General features: G+C 70.3%; 13 protein-coding genes. 8 read left to right on the forward strand and 5 right to left on the reverse strand.

Annotated features, from left to right (window positions below):
- Positions 1-209 precede the first annotated feature (209 nt).
- From ACIPSA_RS26815 to pflA, 6 genes are all read left to right on the forward strand, one after another.
- A complete protein-coding gene (locus ACIPSA_RS26815; protein WP_402638751.1) occupies positions 210-1739 on the forward strand; it encodes an APC family permease in 1530 nt (509 codons plus the stop codon).
- Between the two features lie 30 nt (positions 1740-1769).
- Positions 1770-2984 carry an arginine deiminase gene (locus tag ACIPSA_RS26820; protein WP_402638753.1) on the forward strand — a complete coding sequence of 405 codons (1215 nt, stop codon included), beginning with the start codon at positions 1770-1772 and terminating at the stop codon, positions 2982-2984.
- Between the two features lie 22 nt (positions 2985-3006).
- The gene (gene argF, locus ACIPSA_RS26825; RefSeq protein ID WP_402638755.1) at positions 3007-4008 is read left to right on the forward strand and encodes an ornithine carbamoyltransferase; all 1002 of its coding nucleotides are present in this window, start codon (positions 3007-3009) and stop codon (positions 4006-4008) included.
- Positions 4009-4012: 4 nt separating this feature from the next.
- Positions 4013-4936, forward strand: a complete 924-nt coding sequence (locus tag ACIPSA_RS26830) for a carbamate kinase (protein WP_402638756.1) — start codon at positions 4013-4015, stop codon at positions 4934-4936.
- Positions 4937-5094: 158 nt separating this feature from the next.
- Positions 5095-7353, forward strand: coding sequence for a formate C-acetyltransferase (gene pflB / locus ACIPSA_RS26835; RefSeq protein WP_402638757.1), 2259 nt, complete (start codon positions 5095-5097; stop codon positions 7351-7353).
- Positions 7344-8090 carry a pyruvate formate-lyase-activating protein gene (gene pflA / locus ACIPSA_RS26840; protein WP_402639302.1) on the forward strand — a complete coding sequence of 249 codons (747 nt, stop codon included), beginning with the start codon at positions 7344-7346 and terminating at the stop codon, positions 8088-8090. Before pflB ends, pflA begins: the two co-directional genes overlap by 10 nt.
- Positions 8091-8170: 80 nt before the next feature.
- On the opposite strand, the gene ACIPSA_RS26845 is transcribed toward pflA, so the two are convergent.
- The 3 genes from ACIPSA_RS26845 to ACIPSA_RS26855 all read right to left on the reverse strand — a co-directional run bounded on the left by ACIPSA_RS26845 (position 8171) and on the right by ACIPSA_RS26855 (position 12831).
- Complete coding sequence (locus tag ACIPSA_RS26845; RefSeq protein WP_402638760.1) at positions 8171-8851, reverse strand: CBS domain-containing protein; 681 nt, start codon at positions 8849-8851, stop codon at positions 8171-8173.
- Positions 8852-9024: 173 nt separating this feature from the next.
- Entirely contained in the window at positions 9025-11709 is a 2685-nt protein-coding gene (gene ppdK, locus ACIPSA_RS26850; RefSeq protein ID WP_402638762.1) for a pyruvate, phosphate dikinase, read from the reverse strand.
- Between the two features lie 111 nt (positions 11710-11820).
- Positions 11821-12831, reverse strand: a complete 1011-nt coding sequence (locus tag ACIPSA_RS26855; protein WP_402638764.1) for a zinc-dependent alcohol dehydrogenase — start codon at positions 12829-12831, stop codon at positions 11821-11823.
- Between the two features lie 212 nt (positions 12832-13043).
- Here ACIPSA_RS26855 and ACIPSA_RS26860 point away from each other — a divergent pair, with 212 nt between their 5' ends.
- Positions 13044-13736: a response regulator gene (locus tag ACIPSA_RS26860; protein WP_402638765.1), complete on the forward strand. Its 693-nt coding sequence runs from the start codon at positions 13044-13046 to the stop codon at positions 13734-13736.
- A 57-nt stretch (positions 13737-13793) separates the two neighbouring features.
- On the opposite strand, the gene ACIPSA_RS26865 is transcribed toward ACIPSA_RS26860, so the two are convergent.
- Together ACIPSA_RS26865 and ACIPSA_RS26870 are read right to left on the reverse strand one after the other, a co-directional pair.
- A complete protein-coding gene (locus tag ACIPSA_RS26865; RefSeq protein ID WP_402638767.1) occupies positions 13794-14231 on the reverse strand; it encodes a pyridoxamine 5'-phosphate oxidase family protein in 438 nt (145 codons plus the stop codon).
- Between the two features lie 310 nt (positions 14232-14541).
- The gene (locus ACIPSA_RS26870; protein WP_402638769.1) at positions 14542-16278 is read right to left on the reverse strand and encodes a GAF domain-containing protein; all 1737 of its coding nucleotides are present in this window, start codon (positions 16276-16278) and stop codon (positions 14542-14544) included.
- Between the two features lie 291 nt (positions 16279-16569).
- Here ACIPSA_RS26870 and ACIPSA_RS26875 point away from each other — a divergent pair, with 291 nt between their 5' ends.
- Complete coding sequence (locus tag ACIPSA_RS26875) at positions 16570-16929, forward strand: hypothetical protein (protein WP_402638771.1); 360 nt, start codon at positions 16570-16572, stop codon at positions 16927-16929.
- Positions 16930-17171 lie beyond the last annotated feature (242 nt).

Here is a 17171-nt window from a genome sequence, read left to right on the forward strand (position 1 = left end):
GCCCAGGGGCCACTGAGCCCCGCGACCGGGCCGCTCGGCACCGCGTCCCGGTCCCTTCTGCGAGTCGACGGAAGGGACCGAATGGTCATCCGCTCTCGGGACCAACGGACCCAGTGGGGGACCTGTGGCCGCTGACCATGGTCGTCGTGGCACACCAGGATCGATTCCCGACCGACCGGTCCACAGCCACCTCAGCAAGGAGCGCATCCATGTCCAAGACCCCACGGAGCGGTTCAAGACCCGCTCCCCGGGCGGCACTCGGTCTGCCGGCCGCTTCCGCCCTCGTGATCGGCAGCATCATCGGAACCGGGGTCTTCGCACTCCCGTCGGCCCTCGCCCCGTACGGGCCCATCTCGCTCGTAGCGTTCGTCGCCGTCACGCTCGGCTCGCTCGCGCTGGCCGTGACCTTCGGGGCGCTGTCGAAGCGCGTGCCGGCCAGCGGCGGGCCGTACGTCTACGCCCGCGAAGCCTTCGGGGAGTTCGCCGGGTTCCTCAACGCCTGGTCGTACTGGATCACCGCCTGGGCCGGGAACGCCGCGATCGTGGTGGCGTGGGTCGGCTACGTGGAGGTGTTCGTCAACACCGGGCATCGAAAGTTGTTTTCCGTGCTGATCGCGCTGATCGGTCTGTGGATTCCCGCCGCGATCAACCTCACCGGGGTGCGGAACATCGGCGCCTTCCAGGTCGTCACCACGGTGCTGAAGTTCGTCCCGCTGGTCTTCATGGCCACCGTCGGGCTGTTGTTCATCGACCCGGACAACTTCGGCCCCTTCAACGCCAGCGGCCAGTCGGCACTGGGCGCCGTCTCGGCAGCCGGGGCCATCGCCCTGTTCAGCTACCTGGGCCTGGAGGCCGCCTCCGTGGTGGCCGGCCGGGTGCGCGACCCGGAGCGGAACGTGCCGCGGGCCACCGTGTACGGCACCATCGTCTGCGCCGTGATCTACATCCTGGGCACCCTCGCGGTGTTCGGCACCGTCTCGCACGGCGAACTCGGCTCCTCCAGCGCGCCGTTCACCGATGCGGCGAACAACATCTTCGGCGGCAGCTGGGCCGGCGACATCGTCGCCGCGGCGGCCATCGTCTCCGGTATCGGCGCCCTCAACGGCTGGACCATGCTGTGCGCCGAGATGCCGTACGCCGCCGCCCGCGACGGACTCTTCCCCGGTGCCTTCGCCCGACTGCGCGGCGAGGGCGGCGTCCCGGCCTTCGGCATCGTCGCCTCAACCGTGCTGGCCTCGCTGATCACCGTGTTCAGCTACACGCGCTTCGAGGACGTCTTCACGAAGATCGTGCTGCTGAGCGTGCTCACCGCCGTGATCCCGTACCTGTTCTCCGCCGCCGCCCAGCTGTACTGGCTGCTGGTGCGTGGACGGGAGAGCCTGAGCCCGGGGCGGCTGGCACGCGACGTCACCGTCGCGGCCCTGGCGATGGCCTTCTCGTACTGGTCGATCCAGGGCAGTGGCTACCAGACGGTCTACTACGGCCTGTTCGTGCTGCTGCTCGGACTGCCGGTCTACGTGCTGCTCAAGCGCGACCGCGGCGAGTACGGCGAGCCGACCACCAGCGAGCCGAGTGCCGTCCAGGAAACGCCGACCGCCCCGGCTCCGGCCGTCCCGACTCCGTCCGACGCACCGCCGGTCCGCGCGTCGCAGGCCGCGGCCGCGCCCGAGCGCAGCACCCCCCGGCCCCGGACCGGCCGATTCGTCGACTTCCGGTTGATCGCCCGCCACCACCACTGACCATCCCGCCACCAGCGAGGAAGCAACGCCATGCACACGTTCCACGTCGATTCCGAGGTCGGCCGCCTCCGCCAGGTGATCCTTCACCGCCCGGGTCTCGAACTCTCCCGCCTCACGCCGCGCAACGTCGACGCCCTGCTGTTCGACGACATCCTGTGGGCCAAGCGCGCGCGTGAAGAGCACGACGCCTTCGCCCAGGTCCTCAGGGACCACGGCACGCGCGTCCACTACTTCGCCGACCTGCTGGCTCAGACCCTCGACGTCCCCCAGGGCCGTGAGTGGCTCCTGGACCGGGTGATCACCCCGGCCATCATCGGCCCGGCGCTGGTCGATCCGGTGCGCGAGCTGTGCGAGGGCCTCGACGGGGAAACCCTCGCCGGCTATCTGATCGGCGGGCTGCTCATGAGCGACCTGCCGCTCGCCACTCCGCACAGCCTGGTCTGGAACGTCCTGGACGGCGATGACTTCGCCCTCAGCCCGCTGCCCAACCACCTCTTCCCGCGCGACAACTCCTGCTGGATCTACGACCGGTTGTCGGTCAACCCGATGGCCATGCCCGCCCGCCGTCGCGAGAGCCTGCACGCCCAAGCCATCTACCGCTTCCACCCCATGTTCGCCGGCGTCGCCCCCGCACCCCTGCTCGACGGCCCCGCCGGAACCCTCGAAGGCGGCGACGTCCACGTTCTCGGAAACGGTGCCGTCATGGTCGGCATGGGGGAGCGGACCACCGCCCAGGCGGTGGAGAACCTGGCCGCCCGGCTCTTCGCCGACGGCACGGCGAGACGGGTGATCGCCGTCCGACTTCCCTCCGCCCGCGCCTACATGCACCTCGACACGGTCCTCACCATGGTCGACCGGGACACCTTCGTCATCTACCCGGGCCTCGCCGACTCCCTGCGCTCGTGGACGCTCACCCCCAGTGACAACCGCGAGACAGGCTTCGACGTCACACCGAACTCCGACCTGGCGACCGCCCTGGCCGAGGCCCTCGACCGTGACAAGGTCCGCATGCTCTCCGCACCGCAGGACATCCGCAACGCCGAACGCGAGCAGTGGGACGACGGCAGCAACTTCCTCGCCCTCGCCCCCGGAGTGGTCGTCGGCTACGAGCGCAATGTCACCACCAACACCTATCTGCGCAAGCAGGGCATCGAGATCGTCACCATCGCCGGCGCCGAACTCGGCCGCGGCCGCGGCGGCCCCCGTTGCATGAGCTGCCCCATCCAGCGCGACCCGGCCGTCTGACCGCATCCCACCAGGAGTCATCGTGACCATCGATCTGCGAGGCCGCTCCTACCTGAGCGAACTCGACTTCACCGCCGCCGAGATCCACCACCTCCTCGCCCTCGCCGCCGACCTCAAGGCGGCGAAGCACGCCGGCACCGAGCAGCCGCGGCTGACCGGGAAGCACCTCGCGCTTCTCTTCGAGAAGACCTCCACCCGCACCCGCTGCGCCTTCGAGGTCGCCGCCGCCGACCAAGGCGTCCACACCACCTACCTCGGCCCCGGCGACACCCACATCGGCCACAAGGAATCCATCGTCGACACAGCTCGTGTCCTCGGCTGCATGTTCGACGCGATCGAATACCGGGGCTCCGCCCAGCAGATCGTCACCGAGCTCGCCGCCCACTCCGGCGTCCCCGTCTACAACGGGCTGACGGACACCGCGCACCCCACCCAGAGCCTGTGTGACATGCTCACCATGCGCGAGCACAGCCCCAAGCCCCTGCCGGACATCGCCTACTGCTACCTCGGCGACGCCCGCAACAACATGGGCAACTCCCTGCTCTCCATGGGCGCCCTGCTCGGCATGGACGTCCGCATCGCCGCGCCGCAGGCACTGTGGCCGGACCCCGCACTGGTCGCCACCTGTCGTTCGCTGGCCGAGCGCAGCGGAGCGCGCATCACCCTCACCGAGGACGTCGAGACCGCCGTGCGCGGCGCCGACTTCCTGCACACCGACGTCTGGGTCTCGATGGGCGAGCCCGCCGACACCTGGCGCGAGCGCATCGAGCTGCTGCTCCCGTACCAGGTAAACGACAAGACGCTGGCCGCGACCGGCAATCCGGACGTGAAGTTCATGCACTGCCTGCCCGCGCTCCACGACCACCGCACCCACCTGGGCCGGGAACTGCTCGACACCTATGGCCTGGACGGACTGGAGGTCACCGACGAGGTCTTCGCCTCGCCCGCCTCGATCGTCTTCGACCAGGCGGAGAACCGGCTGCACACCATCAAGGCCGTGCTCGTCGCCACCCTGGAGGACTGACGTCATGCGCATCGTCGTCGCCCTCGGCGGCAACGCCCTGCTGCGCCGCGGCGAACGCCCCGACGCCACGGTCCAGCAGGCCAACATCGACCGGGTCGCGACCGCTCTGGCAGCCCTCGCCCACGACCACGAGCTCGTCATCACTCACGGCAACGGCCCCCAGATCGGCCTGCTCGCCGTGGAGAGCGCCGCCGACCCCGCCCTCACCGCCCCGTATCCACTGGACCTGCTCGGCGCCCAGACCGAGGGCATGATCGGCTCCCTGCTGGCGCGCACCCTGCACAATGCCCTGCCCGGCCACCGGATCACGGCGCTGATCACCCACACCCTCGTCCGAACCGACGATCCGGCCTTCGAGCGGCCGACGAAGTTCGTGGGCCAGGTGTACTCCCGGAAACTGGCCGAGTCCATCGCCCGCAGGTACGGCTGGCACATCGCCAAGGACGGCACGGGCTGGCGTCGCGTCGTTCCCTCACCGCTGCCCGAGCGGATCCTGGAGACCCAGACCATCCATGAGCTTCTCGCCGGCGGTGCCCTGGTGATCTGTGCCGGCGGCGGAGGCATTCCGGTCACCGCCGACAACGACACCGGCGCGCTGAACGGCGTCGAGGCGGTCATCGACAAGGACCTCACCGCCGCCCTGCTAGCCGAGGACCTCAAGGCCGACTTCCTGCTGATCCTCACCGACGTCCCGTGCGTCTACGACGGCTACGACACCCCCGACCCGCACCCCGTCCTCGACGCCACCCCCGACACCCTGCGCCGCGGCGGCTTCCCCGACGGCTCGATGGGGCCCAAGGCGGAGGCGGCCGCCCGGTTCGTGGAACGCACCGGCGGCCTGGCCGCGATCGGCGCCCTCGACGCGGCGTACGAGATCGTCCACGGCAGGTCGGGAACCCTCGTCCGCCCCGACATGGTCGACGGCTGAGCTCTGCCGGAGCACGCCGGCGGGCCGAACGGCCCCATCACGCCGGGACCGCCGGCGGCGCACGGGGCGCTGTCCGGCACTGCCGACGAGAGCCCGGACGAGACGAGCATGAAGTGACAGACCAACAAGCGGAATCAGCAGGGAGAGGACAACCGGCGATGACCGCAACGGTGACAGTTGGCAGCCTCACGGCGGAGGCATGGCGGGGATTCGCCGGGACGAGGTGGCACGAGCGGATCGACGTGCGCGACTTCGTCCAGGCCAACTACACGCCCTACGAGGGCGACGCGTCCTTCCTCACCGGCCCCACCGAACGCACCCGGGCCGTCTGGCACAAGGTCAGCGCGCTCTTCCCGGAGGAACGGCGCAAGGGCATCCTCGATGTCGACGCCGCCACCCCTTCCACGATCACCTCGCACGCCCCCGGATACATCGACCGCGACCGCGAGGTGATCGTCGGCCTGCAGACCGACGCACCCCTGAAGCGGGCGATCATGCCCAACGGCGGCCTGCGGATGGTGGAGAACGGCCTCAACGCGTACGGCTACACGCCCGACCCCTTCGTGACGAGGGTCTTCGGGACGTACCGCAAGACCCACAACGAGGGCGTCTTCGACGCCTACACGCCCGAGATGCGTGCCGCCCGCAAGGCGGCGATCATCACCGGGCTGCCCGATGCCTACGGCCGGGGCCGGATCATCGGCGACTACCGCAGGGTGGCGCTGTACGGCACCGACCGGCTGATCGAGGCCAAGCGGGCCGAAAAGGCGCTGCTGGACACCGAGCCGTCGACCGAGCACGTCATCCGCGACCGCGAGGAACTCGCCGAACAGATCAAGGCGTTGGGCGAGCTGACCCGCATGGCGGCGACGTACGGCTGTGACGTCTCCCGCCCCGCCGCCACCGCGCACGAGGCCGTCCAGTGGCTCTATCTCGGCTACCTCGCCGCGGTCAAGGAGCAGAACGGCGCCGCGATGTCACTCGGCCGCACCTCGACCTTCCTGGACGTCTACCTCCAGCGCGACCTGGACGAAGGGACCATCGACGAGACACGCGCCCAGGAGCTGGTCGACGACTTCGTCATCAAGCTGCGCATCGTGCGCTTCCTGCGCACCCCCGAGTACGACGCCCTGTTCTCCGGTGACCCCACCTGGGTGACCGAGTCCATCGGCGGCATCGGCTGCGACGGACGCACACTGGTCACCCGCACCTCCTTCCGCTTCCTGCAGACCCTCTACAACCTGGGCCCCGCCCCCGAACCCAACCTGACCGTCCTGTGGTCACCCCGGTTGCCCGGCGGGTTCAAGGAGTTCTGCGCCCGCGTGTCCATCGACACCAGTGCCGTCCAGTACGAGTCCGACGAGCTGATGCGGCCGTGCACCGGTGACGACACGGCGATCGCCTGCTGCGTCTCCGCCATGGCGGTGGGCCGGCAGATGCAGTTCTTCGGCGCCCGGGTCAACCTCGCCAAGGCACTGCTGTACGCGATCAACGGCGGCCGGGACGAGATGACCGGCGAGCGGGTCGCACCCGAGACGCCGGCCCTGACGGGCGAGTACCTGGACTACGACGAGCTGTCGAAGGCCTACGACCGCATGCTGGAGTGGCTCGCGAAGACGTACGTCGACGCGCTCAACGTCATCCACTACATGCACGACAAGTACGCCTACGAGCGCATCGAGATGGCGCTGCACGACCACCCGGTGCACCGCTTCATGGCCTGCGGCATCGCCGGCCTGTCCGTCGCGGCCGACAGCCTGTCCGCCGTGAAGCACGCGCGGGTGAAGGTGATCAGGGACGAGACCGGCCTCGCCGTCGACTACGTCGTCGAAGGCGACTACCCGGCCTACGGCAACAACGACGATCGCGTCGACGCCCTCGCCGTCGACCTGGTCGAGTCGTTCATGGCCAAGGTGCGCACGCACCCCACCTACCGGAACGCCGAGCACACCCAGTCCGTGCTGACGATCACCTCCAACGTGGTCTATGGCAAGCACACCGGCAACACGCCCGACGGCCGGCGGGCCGGACAGCCCTTCGCTCCCGGAGCGAATCCCATGAACGGCCGCGACCGGCACGGGGTGGCCGCCTCCGCGCTGTCGGTGGCGAAGCTGCCGTACGAGCAGGCCCGCGACGGCATCTCACTGACCACGACGATCACGCCCGAGGGACTGGGGCACCGTCCGGAGGAGCGCGCGGGCCACCTGGTGGGCATCCTCGACGCCTACATGGCCTCCGGCGGCTTCCACATGAACGTCAACGTCCTCGACCGGACCACTCTCGAAGACGCCATGGAACACCCGGAGAAGTACCCGGACCTGACCATCCGGGTCTCCGGGTACGCCGTCAACTTCGTCCGTCTGACCCGAGAGCAGCAGCTCGACGTGATCAGCCGCACCTTCCACGGATCGCTGTGAAGTCCCTGACGGCGACCGGCCGGATCCATTCCTGGGACCTGTCCACCGGCGTGGACGGTCCCGGGACCCGGTTCGTCCTCTTCGTGAACGGCTGCCCGCTGAGCTGCCAGTACTGCGCCAACCCGGACACCTGGCACATGCGCGACGGCAGGGAGGCCACCGTGGACGAGGTGATGGCGGAGATCGAGAAGTACCGCGCCTTCATCACCACGGCCGGCGGAGGAGTGACGATCACGGGCGGGGAGCCCCTGCTCCAGCCCGCCTTCACCGCCGCGGTCCTGCGCCGCTGCAAGGAGGCCGGACTGCACACCGCGCTCGACACCTCCGGCTTCCTCGGCGCCCGCGCCACCGACGAGCTCCTCGCCGACACCGACCTGGTACTGCTGGACATCAAGTCCTTCGACGCGAACACGTACCGAAGGCTGACCGGAGGCACGCTCGCGCCCACCCTGAACTTCGCCACCCGTCTCGACCGGCTCGGCAAGCGCATGTGGATCCGCTACGTCCTGGTGCCGGGCTGGACCGACGACCCCGAAGCCGTCGACGGTCTCGCCCGCTTCGTCGCCGGTCTCGGCAGCGTCGATCGCGTGGACATCCTCCCGTTCCACAAGCTGGGCGCGGCGAAGTACGAAGCCCTCGGGCTGCCGTTTCCCCTGCGCGACACCCCGAGTCCAGCACCCGACCTGGTCCGGCGGGTCCGCGAACAGTTCCGCGCACGAGGGGTGAGCGCCTGCTGAACCACCGCGCGCCCGCCGGGGGCGCAGAGCGAAGGCCTCGACAGCAACCAGGTCGAGGCCTTCGCCGATGTCTAGGCGGATCAGCGATCGCCCTGTAGGGACGGGCGGGTGTCGTCGACGCGGAAGGTCAGGCTGTTGACCACGCCGATCACTCCGTCCACCCGGTACGTCGAGTGGACCGCGAGTGGTATGTCGCTCCGGTGCTCCAGCCGGCCCTGCAGCGTGACCATGCCGTCGTGGACAGTGACGACCACGCTGGGGGACGGAAGGGACAGGGAGCCGTCAAGGACGTCGTCGACGACTTCCTCGCGGATCTCCTCGTCGGTTCGCAGGAAGACACGGAGCAGGTCGCGGCGGGTGGCGATGCCGATGAGCCGGTCCTCCTCGTCCACGACCGGGAGTCGTTCGACGCCGTGGCGTTCCATGACACGCGCGGCGTCCGCGACGCGCTGTTCCGGATGCACGGTGATCGCGGGCGTCGACATCAGTTCCCCCGCCGTGCCGGCGCGGGCGACGGGGTGACGGGCGGGGCGGCCCAGCGCGGGCACACGGTTGCGCTGGGCCTGGCCGTCCGCGGACCGGGCCTGGTGGCGGATCAGGTCGCTCTCGGAGACCACCCCGACGACCTTGTCGTCGTGATCCACGACGGGCAGCCCGCTGATCCGGTACTGGTCGAGCAGCCGCGCCACGACCTTGAACGGTGTCTCCCGGTGTGCTTGGACGACCTCCCGGGTCATCACCTCGCCGACTGTGCGGGCCATGCCGACCACTTCCTTCCTGGTCTGCCGTCCACGAGCCAAGCGCGACGGAGCCGTTCGGATACCCCTCCAGGCTCCCTCCGGCACCTCGGCCGGCGCAGGGGCCGATTGTCCTGTTCCAGGGGACTGACCTGCCCACCCCTCGATGGGCAGGTCCCCTCACCAGTCTCGTTCCGTCACCTGCTGTCGCTCCCTTCCGTCCCGCTGAGCGCGGCCCGTCCGGCCTCCAGACGCGCGACCGGTACGCGGAAGGGCGAGCAGGAGACGTAGTCGAGGCCCGCGGTGTGGAAGAAGTGGACGGAGCCCGGATCCCCGCCGTGCTCGCCGCAGACGCCGATCTTCAGGCCGGGCCGTGCCGCGCGTCCTTCGTCGACGGCGATCCGGATCAGCCGGCCCACGCCCGTACGGTCCAGCGTCTCGAACGGCGAGGCGGCGAAGATGCCCTTGTCGAGGTAGGCGGAGAAGAACGCCGCCTCGACGTCGTCGCGGGAGAATCCCCAGGTGGTCTGGGTGAGATCATTGGTGCCGAAGGAGAAGAACTCCGCCTCCTCGGCGATCCGGCCCGCGGTCAGGGCAGCCCGGGGCAGTTCGATCATCGTACCGACGGGGCAGTGCACGGGGACGCCGGACTCTTCGGAGACCTCGGCCAGCACCCGTTCCACCTCTTCCCGCTCGATGCGCAGCTCCTCCACGGCACCGACGAGCGGCACCATGATCTCCGCCTCGGGGGAGCCGCCGGCCCGGACGCGTTCCACGACCGCTTCGGCGATGGCACGCACCTGCATGGCGACCAGTCCGGGTACGACCAGCCCCAGCCGGACCCCGCGCAGGCCAAGCATCGGGTTCTCCTCGTGCATGCGGTTCACGGCGTCCAGCAGATCCGCGTCGTGCGGGTCCGGGACGTCGCCGCGGGCCTCGGCGGCGGCGACGCGCACGGCGAGTTCCGTGCGGTCGGGCAGGAACTCGTGCAGGGGCGGGTCGATGAGCCTGATGGTGACCGGCAGCCCGTCCATCGCCTCCAGGATGCCGGTGAAGTCCGTCCGCTGCAGCGGCAACAGGGCCTTGAGCGCCCGCTCGCGCTCGACGTCCGTCCGGGCCAGGATCATCTCCTCGACCAGCTTGCGACGTGCGCCGAGGAACATGTGTTCGGTGCGGCACAGCCCGATGCCCTGCGCCCCGAACCGGCGGGCCCGGGCGGCGTCCTCGGGGGTGTCGGCGTTCGCCCGCACTTCCATCCGCCGTACTTCGTCGGCCCTGTCCATGGCGCGGGCCACGGCCTCGACCACCCCGCCCGAACGCTCGCCCGTCTCGAAGTACCGCATCACCGCGGAGTCGACCAGCGGAGCGGCGCCCAGGTGGACGGTGCCCTCGGAGCCGTCCACGGAGATCACCGTGCCCTCTTCGACGACGGTGTCGCCCACCGTGAACCGGCGGGCCCGGGTGTCCACGGCGACTGCTTCGGCACCGCAGACGCAGACCTTGCCCATGCCGCGGGCGACGACGGCGGCATGGCTGGTCTTGCCGCCGTGGCTGGTCAGTACGGCCTGTGCGGCGATCATGCCCGGCAGGTCGTCGGGCGCGGTCTCCTGGCGTACCAGGACGACCTTCTCGCCCGCGGCGGCCCGCCGGACGGCTTCGGCGGAGTCGAACACCGCGGCGCCGACGGCGGCGCCCGGCGAGGCCGACAGGCCGTGCGCGAGCGCCTCGCCGACGGCCGATGCGTCGAACCGGGGGAACATCAGATGGGCGAGGCCGCCGCCATCGACGCGAGCCAGGGCCTCGTCGGGGGTGATCAGGGCCTCGTCGACGAGCTCGGCGGCGATGGCGAACGCGGCCTCCGCGGTGCGCTTGCCCACCCGGGTCTGCAGCATCCACAGCCGACCGCGTTCGATGGTGAACTCGATGTCGCACAGGTCCCGGTAGTGCCCTTCCAGAGTCCGCATGTGGTCGCACAGCTGGGCGTACGACCGTGGATCCAGCCGTTCCAGCTCGGTCAGCGGCACGGTGTTGCGGATGCCGGCGACGACGTCCTCGCCCTGTGCGTTGGGCAGGTAGTCGCCGTACAGCCCGGGCCGTCCGGTCGCCGGGTCGCGGGTGAAGGCGACGCCGCTGCCGGAGTCGGGGCCGAGGTTGCCGAAGACCATGGTCTGCACGTTGACCGCGGTGCCCAGGTCGTCGGGGATGTGCTCCCGGCGGCGGTAGAGACGGGCGCGCTCGCCGTTCCACGACGCGAAGACGGCAAGGACCGCGCGCTGGAGTTGTTCGGCCGGGGACTGGGGGAAACGCTCACCCGTCTCCTGCCGGATCAGCTCCTTGTACGCCTCGACGAGCTCGGCCAGATCCGCCGCGTCCAGGCCGAGATCGTCCGCCGCCCCGCGGGCCTGCTTGAAGTCGGCCATCACCTCCTCGAACAGGGCGCCGTCGACACCCATCACGGTGCTGCCGAACATCTGCACAAGGCGGCGGTAGGAGTCCCAGGCGAAACGCTCGTTCCCGGAGGACTTGGCCAAGCCGTGAACGGATTCGTCGTTGAGACCGATGTCCAGGATCGTCTCCATCATGCCGGGCATGGAGAACCGCGCGCCGGAGCGGACCGACAGCAGCAGCGGGTCGTCGGGCTGCCCCAGCAACCGCCCCGCACCCGCCTCCAGCAGTGACAGGTGCCCGGAGATCGCGTGGGACATCCCGTCGGGCTCCGCGCCGGTGGCGAGATAGGCGCGGCAGGCTTCGGTGGTGACGGTGAACCCGGGCGGGACGGGCAGGCCCATCCGGGTCATCTCGGCCAGGTTGGCTCCCTTGCCGCCGAGCAGGCCGGCCATGTCGCGGCCACCCTCGGCGAACGCGTACACGTAGCGGTCCATGACGATGTGTTCTTCCTTTCGGCTACTGGTGCCTGAGAGGTGCGGGCCCGGCCGCGCGCCGGGCGGTGCACTGCTGCGGGCGCTCGACGCGCGGTGGGCAGTGGGAACGGGTCACATCTCGAAGACGATGCGTGCCTTGACCTGTCCGTCGAGGACCTCGGCGATCGACTCGTTGACGGTCTCCAGCGGCCGGGCCTCGTAGATGACCTTGGTCCGTCCGGCGGCGTGGATCCGGAACACCTCGTCCAGGTCCTGGCGGGTGCCGACGATGGAGCCGATGACGGAGGTGCCGTTCAGAACCGTGTCGAAGATCGGGATCCGGATGGTGCCCCCGGCGGGCAGGGCGACCATGACCAGCTTGCCGCCGCGCCGCAGACCTCCGTACACGGAGGCGAACGCCCGCTCGTCGACCGCCAGCGCGATGGCCGCGTGGGCGCCGCCGTGCCGCTTGAGCACCTCGGCCGGGTCCTCCTTGCGGGCATCGACGAGGATGTCCGCGCCGAGCTCGCGGGCGAGGGCCAGCTTCTCGTCGGTGACGTCGATCGCGGCGACGGTGGCTCCGGCGATCTTCGCGTACTGCACGGCGAGGCGCCCGAGTCCGCCGACGCCGGAGACCGCCACCAGCTGGGCAGGGCGGACCCCGGCGACCTTCAGAGCTTTGTACGTGGTGACGCCGGCGCAGGTCAGCGGGGCGGCGTCGAGCGGGTCGACGCCGTCAGGGACCGGGGTGGCGAAGTCGGCCGGGGCGAGCATCTTCTCGGCGTAGCCACCGTCGACGCCGTAGCCCGTGTTCTGCTGCTGCTCGCACAGCGTCTCCCAGCCGGACAGACAGTGCTCGCACCGACCGCAGGCCCAGCCCAGCCAGGGCACTGCCACCCGCCGGCCGATCTCCAGGTAGGTCACTCCCTCGCCGAGCGCCTCGACGATGCCGACGCCCTCGTGGCCGGGGACGAACGGCAGGGTGGGCTTGACGGGCCAGTCGCCGTGGGCGGCGTGGATGTCGGTGTGGCACAGCCCCGATGCCTCGAGACGGATGCGGACGTGGCCCGGGCCGGGCTGCGGGTCGGGGCGCTCCTCGATCACCAGCGGCTCGCCGAAGGACCGGACGACTGCTGCCTTCATTGCCTGCTCCTGGAGAGTTGTTCGGGGCGATGCGCTACCAGCGTCGAACGAGCCGTGGCTCGACAGGAGGTCCTGGACGTCCCGGCCGCGGGGCTGCTCGGCCCTGGCCGTAGGTCCCCGGATCCCGCAGGATTTGACCGGACAGGAACAATGGAGGCTCACCGGGCTCGTTCCGGTACCAGAGAACAGACATGCGGGAAGAGGAGCACTCAATGGCGGACAGCAAGCGGCCCGGTAGCGACAGCCCGATCCGGGTCTTCCTGCTGGACGACCACGAGGTGGTACGGCGCGGGGTACGGGACCTGCTGAACGACGAGCCGGACATCACCGTGGTCGGTGAGGCCGGGACGGTGGAGCAGGCACTGGTGCGCGTCCCCGCGTTGCGTCCCCAGGTGGCGGTGCTCGACGTGCGCCTGCCCGACGGCGACGGGGTGACCGTGTGCCGCGAACTGCGTTCACACATGCCGGACCTGGCCTGCCTGATGCTGACCTCGTTCGACGACGAGGAGGCCCTGCTCGACTCGATCATGGCGGGCGCGTCCGGATACGTCCTGAAGCAGATCCAGGGCACGGACCTGGTGTCCGCCGTGCGTACGGTCGCCGCCGGCCAGTCCCTGCTGGACGCCAGCGCCACCACCCGGCTGATGGCCCGCCTGCGCGGCGCTCAGGAGCAGGAACAGGAACCGGACACGCTGCCCGGCCTGACCGACCGCGAGCGGGAGATCCTGACCCTGATCGGCGAGGGCCTGACCAACCGGCAGATCGGCGAGCGGCTGTACCTCGCCGAGAAGACGGTGAAGAACCACATCTCGCGCCTGTTGGCCAAGCTCGGTGTGGAGCGGCGCGTCCAGGCCGCGGTCATCGCCACGCAGGCCCAGGACCGGCTCAAGAACGAACGGCACTGAGCCTCCGTACGGGTCCCGGTCCGGGGGCGAACGCCCCTGGTCCGGCGCCCGTGCGGCTCATGCACCACCAACTGCGTCGCGCCGATGGGACCCCTGGACCGTGCGTCCGGTGACGATCTCGGACTCGATCCGTACGAAGACCCCGCCCCGCACCGGCATCCAGGAGCGAGGGCCGGTACGTGACAGACGCTCGTGCTCGGCCGGGTCGTTCACGACCTGCGCCCTGCCGGTGACCACCACGCTCCAGCCCGACCGGGTCTCTTCCCTGAAGTCGTCCACCTCGAAGGCGACCACGACACCGTCGATGGCGCGGACGAGGTCGGAGCCCGATGACGTGAACAGCACGACAGAGGAGTCCGCGTCCAGGGAGAAGTTGACCGGCAGGACCGCGGGCAGCGCCCGGCGGGTGTACACCACACGGCCGATCGGCACCTTGCTCAGCAGGCGCAGGCACTCCTGCCGGTCGAGTGCGCGAAAGCCGTCGTCTTGGGGCATCCGCCCATCGTTCTGGTAGGCACCGTGCAGGGGTAGGGCCGTTCGGCCCTCTTCGGCGTCCTCCGCCGCCCAGCGACCGCCTGCCGGACCGGGGACCGTCCGCGCCGTGGCAGGGACCGGTGGCCCCTGCCACACGCCGCCCCGGCAGCGGAAAGCGGCCAGGAACGCCGGTCCGCAGACCAGGCACCCCTGGTCGCGGCGTGGCCCCGGCGTAGCCGTGCCGTCCGACCGCAGCCGGGACGCCTGGCCCGGGACCGGAGCACCGCGTCGGCTCATGTGACGGGTACTTCGAGCGCCACCGAGGCGGAGTTCAGGCCTCCTCCTGAGAGGGGAGGGGCACCGTCCATTCCGCGACGGTGCCGACGGGTTCGTTCGGCGCGAGGGTGAAGCTGCCGCCGAGGCCGGTGGCGCGCTGGCAAAGGTTGTCCAGGCCGCTACGGCGGGTGATGCTGGGGTCGAGGCCCCGGCCGTTGTCGGTGACGCGCAGGCGTAGTCGCTCGCCGTCCGTCTCGGCGGTGACCTCGACGGCGGTGGCGTGCGCGTGTCGGGCGGTGTTCGACAGGGTCTCGCGCAGCACGGCCAGAAGGTGCTCGGCATGGCCGACCGGCACGCCGGTGTCGAGCAGGCCGGTCATGCGCAGGGCCGGGGTGAATCCGAGCATGGCGGCAGCCTGGTCGGTCTCGGCCAGCAGATTCGCGCGCAGCCCGCCACGTCCGTCGGCACGGTCTCGCTCGCGCAGCGCGTAGATCGTGCCCCGCACGGTCTTGATCGTGTCGTCGAGGTCGTCGACCACCCGTTGAACGCGTTCGGCCACCTGGGGCCGGTCGGAGAGCCGTCCGACCACCGAGTTCAGGGTCAGGCCGGAGGCGAAGAGCCGCTGGATGGCCAGGTCGTGGAGGTCGCGGGCGATGCGGTCGCGATCGGACAGGACGAGCAGGTGTTCGGCCTCGCGCCGGTGGTCGGCGATCTCCAGCGCCAGCGCAGCCTGATCGGCGAAGCCGTCGATCATGGTCATGGTGGCGTCGGAGAACTCGGCACCGTCCGGCAGGTTGGCGACCTGCAAGACCCCGCGCACGTGCCTGCCCCCGCCGAGCGGGAGCAGGAACCCGGGTCCGAGGTCGATCTGTGCCGCGGATCCGCCGCCTGCCTGCGGCTCGTGGGACAGTGCACCGCTGGTGATCCGCTCATTGGACTGATAGACCTTCGCGGCCAGCGTGGTGGTCGGCAGTACCAACCCGCGCACCCGCTCGGCGCCCTCCCCGTCGGCGGCCTCGATCACCAGCTCGCCGCCGTCGAGCGGCACCGCCAGCGTCACCAGGTCCGCGTCCGCCAGAGCTCTGACGGTCGACGCGACCTGGTGCAGCACCCGGTCCGGATCGGTGCCGGACAGGAGGCTGCGGGTCAGTTCGCTGCTCGCGGTCAGCCACCGCTCCCTGCGGCGGGTGTCCTCGTACAGGCGGGCGTTGTCGATCGCCACGCCTGCCGCTGCCGCGAGCGTGCGCAGCACCGCCTCGTCATCGTCGTCGAACTCCGCGCCGTCGCGCTTGTCGGTCAGATACAGGTTTCCGAAAACGCGGTCGCGGACGCGCACCGGTGCCCCGAGGAACGTGGTCATCGGCGGGTGGCCCTCCGGGAAGCCCACCGAATCGGGATGCCGGCCCAGGTCGGCCAGCCGCAGCGGCTCGGGTTCACGGATCAGCAGTCCCAGGATGCCTTGGCCGTCGGGATAGTGGCCGATCGCATCGATGGCCTCCTCGTCCACGCCGACGGTGATGAACTGTTTGATCCGTCCTTCCTCGCCCACCACCCCGAGTGCCCCGTACTGCGCGTCCACCACGCTCACCGCGGACTCGGTGATCCTCCGCAGCACCACGTCAAGATCCAGTTCGGAGCCGATGGCGAGTACCGCATCCAGCAGCGTGTGCACCCGGTCCCGGGTCGCCCGCACCTGCTCGACCTGCGCCTGCAGCCCCTCCAGGAGCTCATCCAGCCGCAACTGAGGCGCCGCCGGACTGCTCCTGCGCTCCTCGGGCGGACTCTCCGCCATTTCCACTCCCTCCGGAAAGGTGCCGTCGGCACCTCCGCATCATGCCCGACCGGCCCTGTCCGCATGCGAACGCATGTGTTAATAGGCCGTCCGGGCAGCCCAGATCCTATTCGGCCCGCTGACAGCCGTGACCGGGGCCCTGTGCGCGATCCGTGGCTCAGCCGGACACGGCCGCGGGCGGTCACCGGAAGAGCACTGTTGCGTCCGGTGGGCTGAGCAGGTTGATCGTTGGCGGAGCGTCAACGTGCCGGAGCATGATGGTCACTCACCGGATCAGGAGGGGAGCGGATCATGGACAGCAGGTATCGGGATCGCTGGATCACCTGTACGGATGACAGCCTTCGGATTCGCGCCTACTACTTCCCGTGGGGCAGCAAGGCCATTCCTTACGCCGCGATCCGCGGAGTCCGCCGTGTCGAGCTGGGTTTCCTCACCGGACGGGGGCGGATCTGGGGCACGGCCCACCCGCGCTACTGGGCGAGCCTGGATCCAGAGCGCCCCAGGAAGAGCATCGGTCTCGTCCTGGACCTCGGACGGTTCGTCCGCCCGTTCATCACCCCGGACGATCCCGACACCGTGGCCGCAGTCATCCGGGAGCACACGGGCCTGAGCCCGGAGGGCGGGGAAGGCGGACGTGGCCCGTTGATGTAGCGGCTCCTTTTGCGCGGCCGACGCGGCCTGACCGGCGGTGCATGTTCCGTGCGGCCACCGCGAGGAACTCGCCGAGCAGATGAGGGTGTTGGGCGAGCGGGCCGACGGCGGCCATCAGGAGCGCGGGCTCAACCGGCCTTGCGGATAGGGACGTTCAGCCCAGTGGTCGCAGACCTTCGGCATCCGGTGCCGCTCGGCGTGCGGGACGACAGTCAGGGGCATCAGGCATCGACCCGACCGCC

It is taken from the genome of Streptomyces sp. NPDC086549 (assembly GCF_044746205.1).
Lineage (GTDB): Bacteria > Actinomycetota > Actinomycetes > Streptomycetales > Streptomycetaceae > Streptomyces.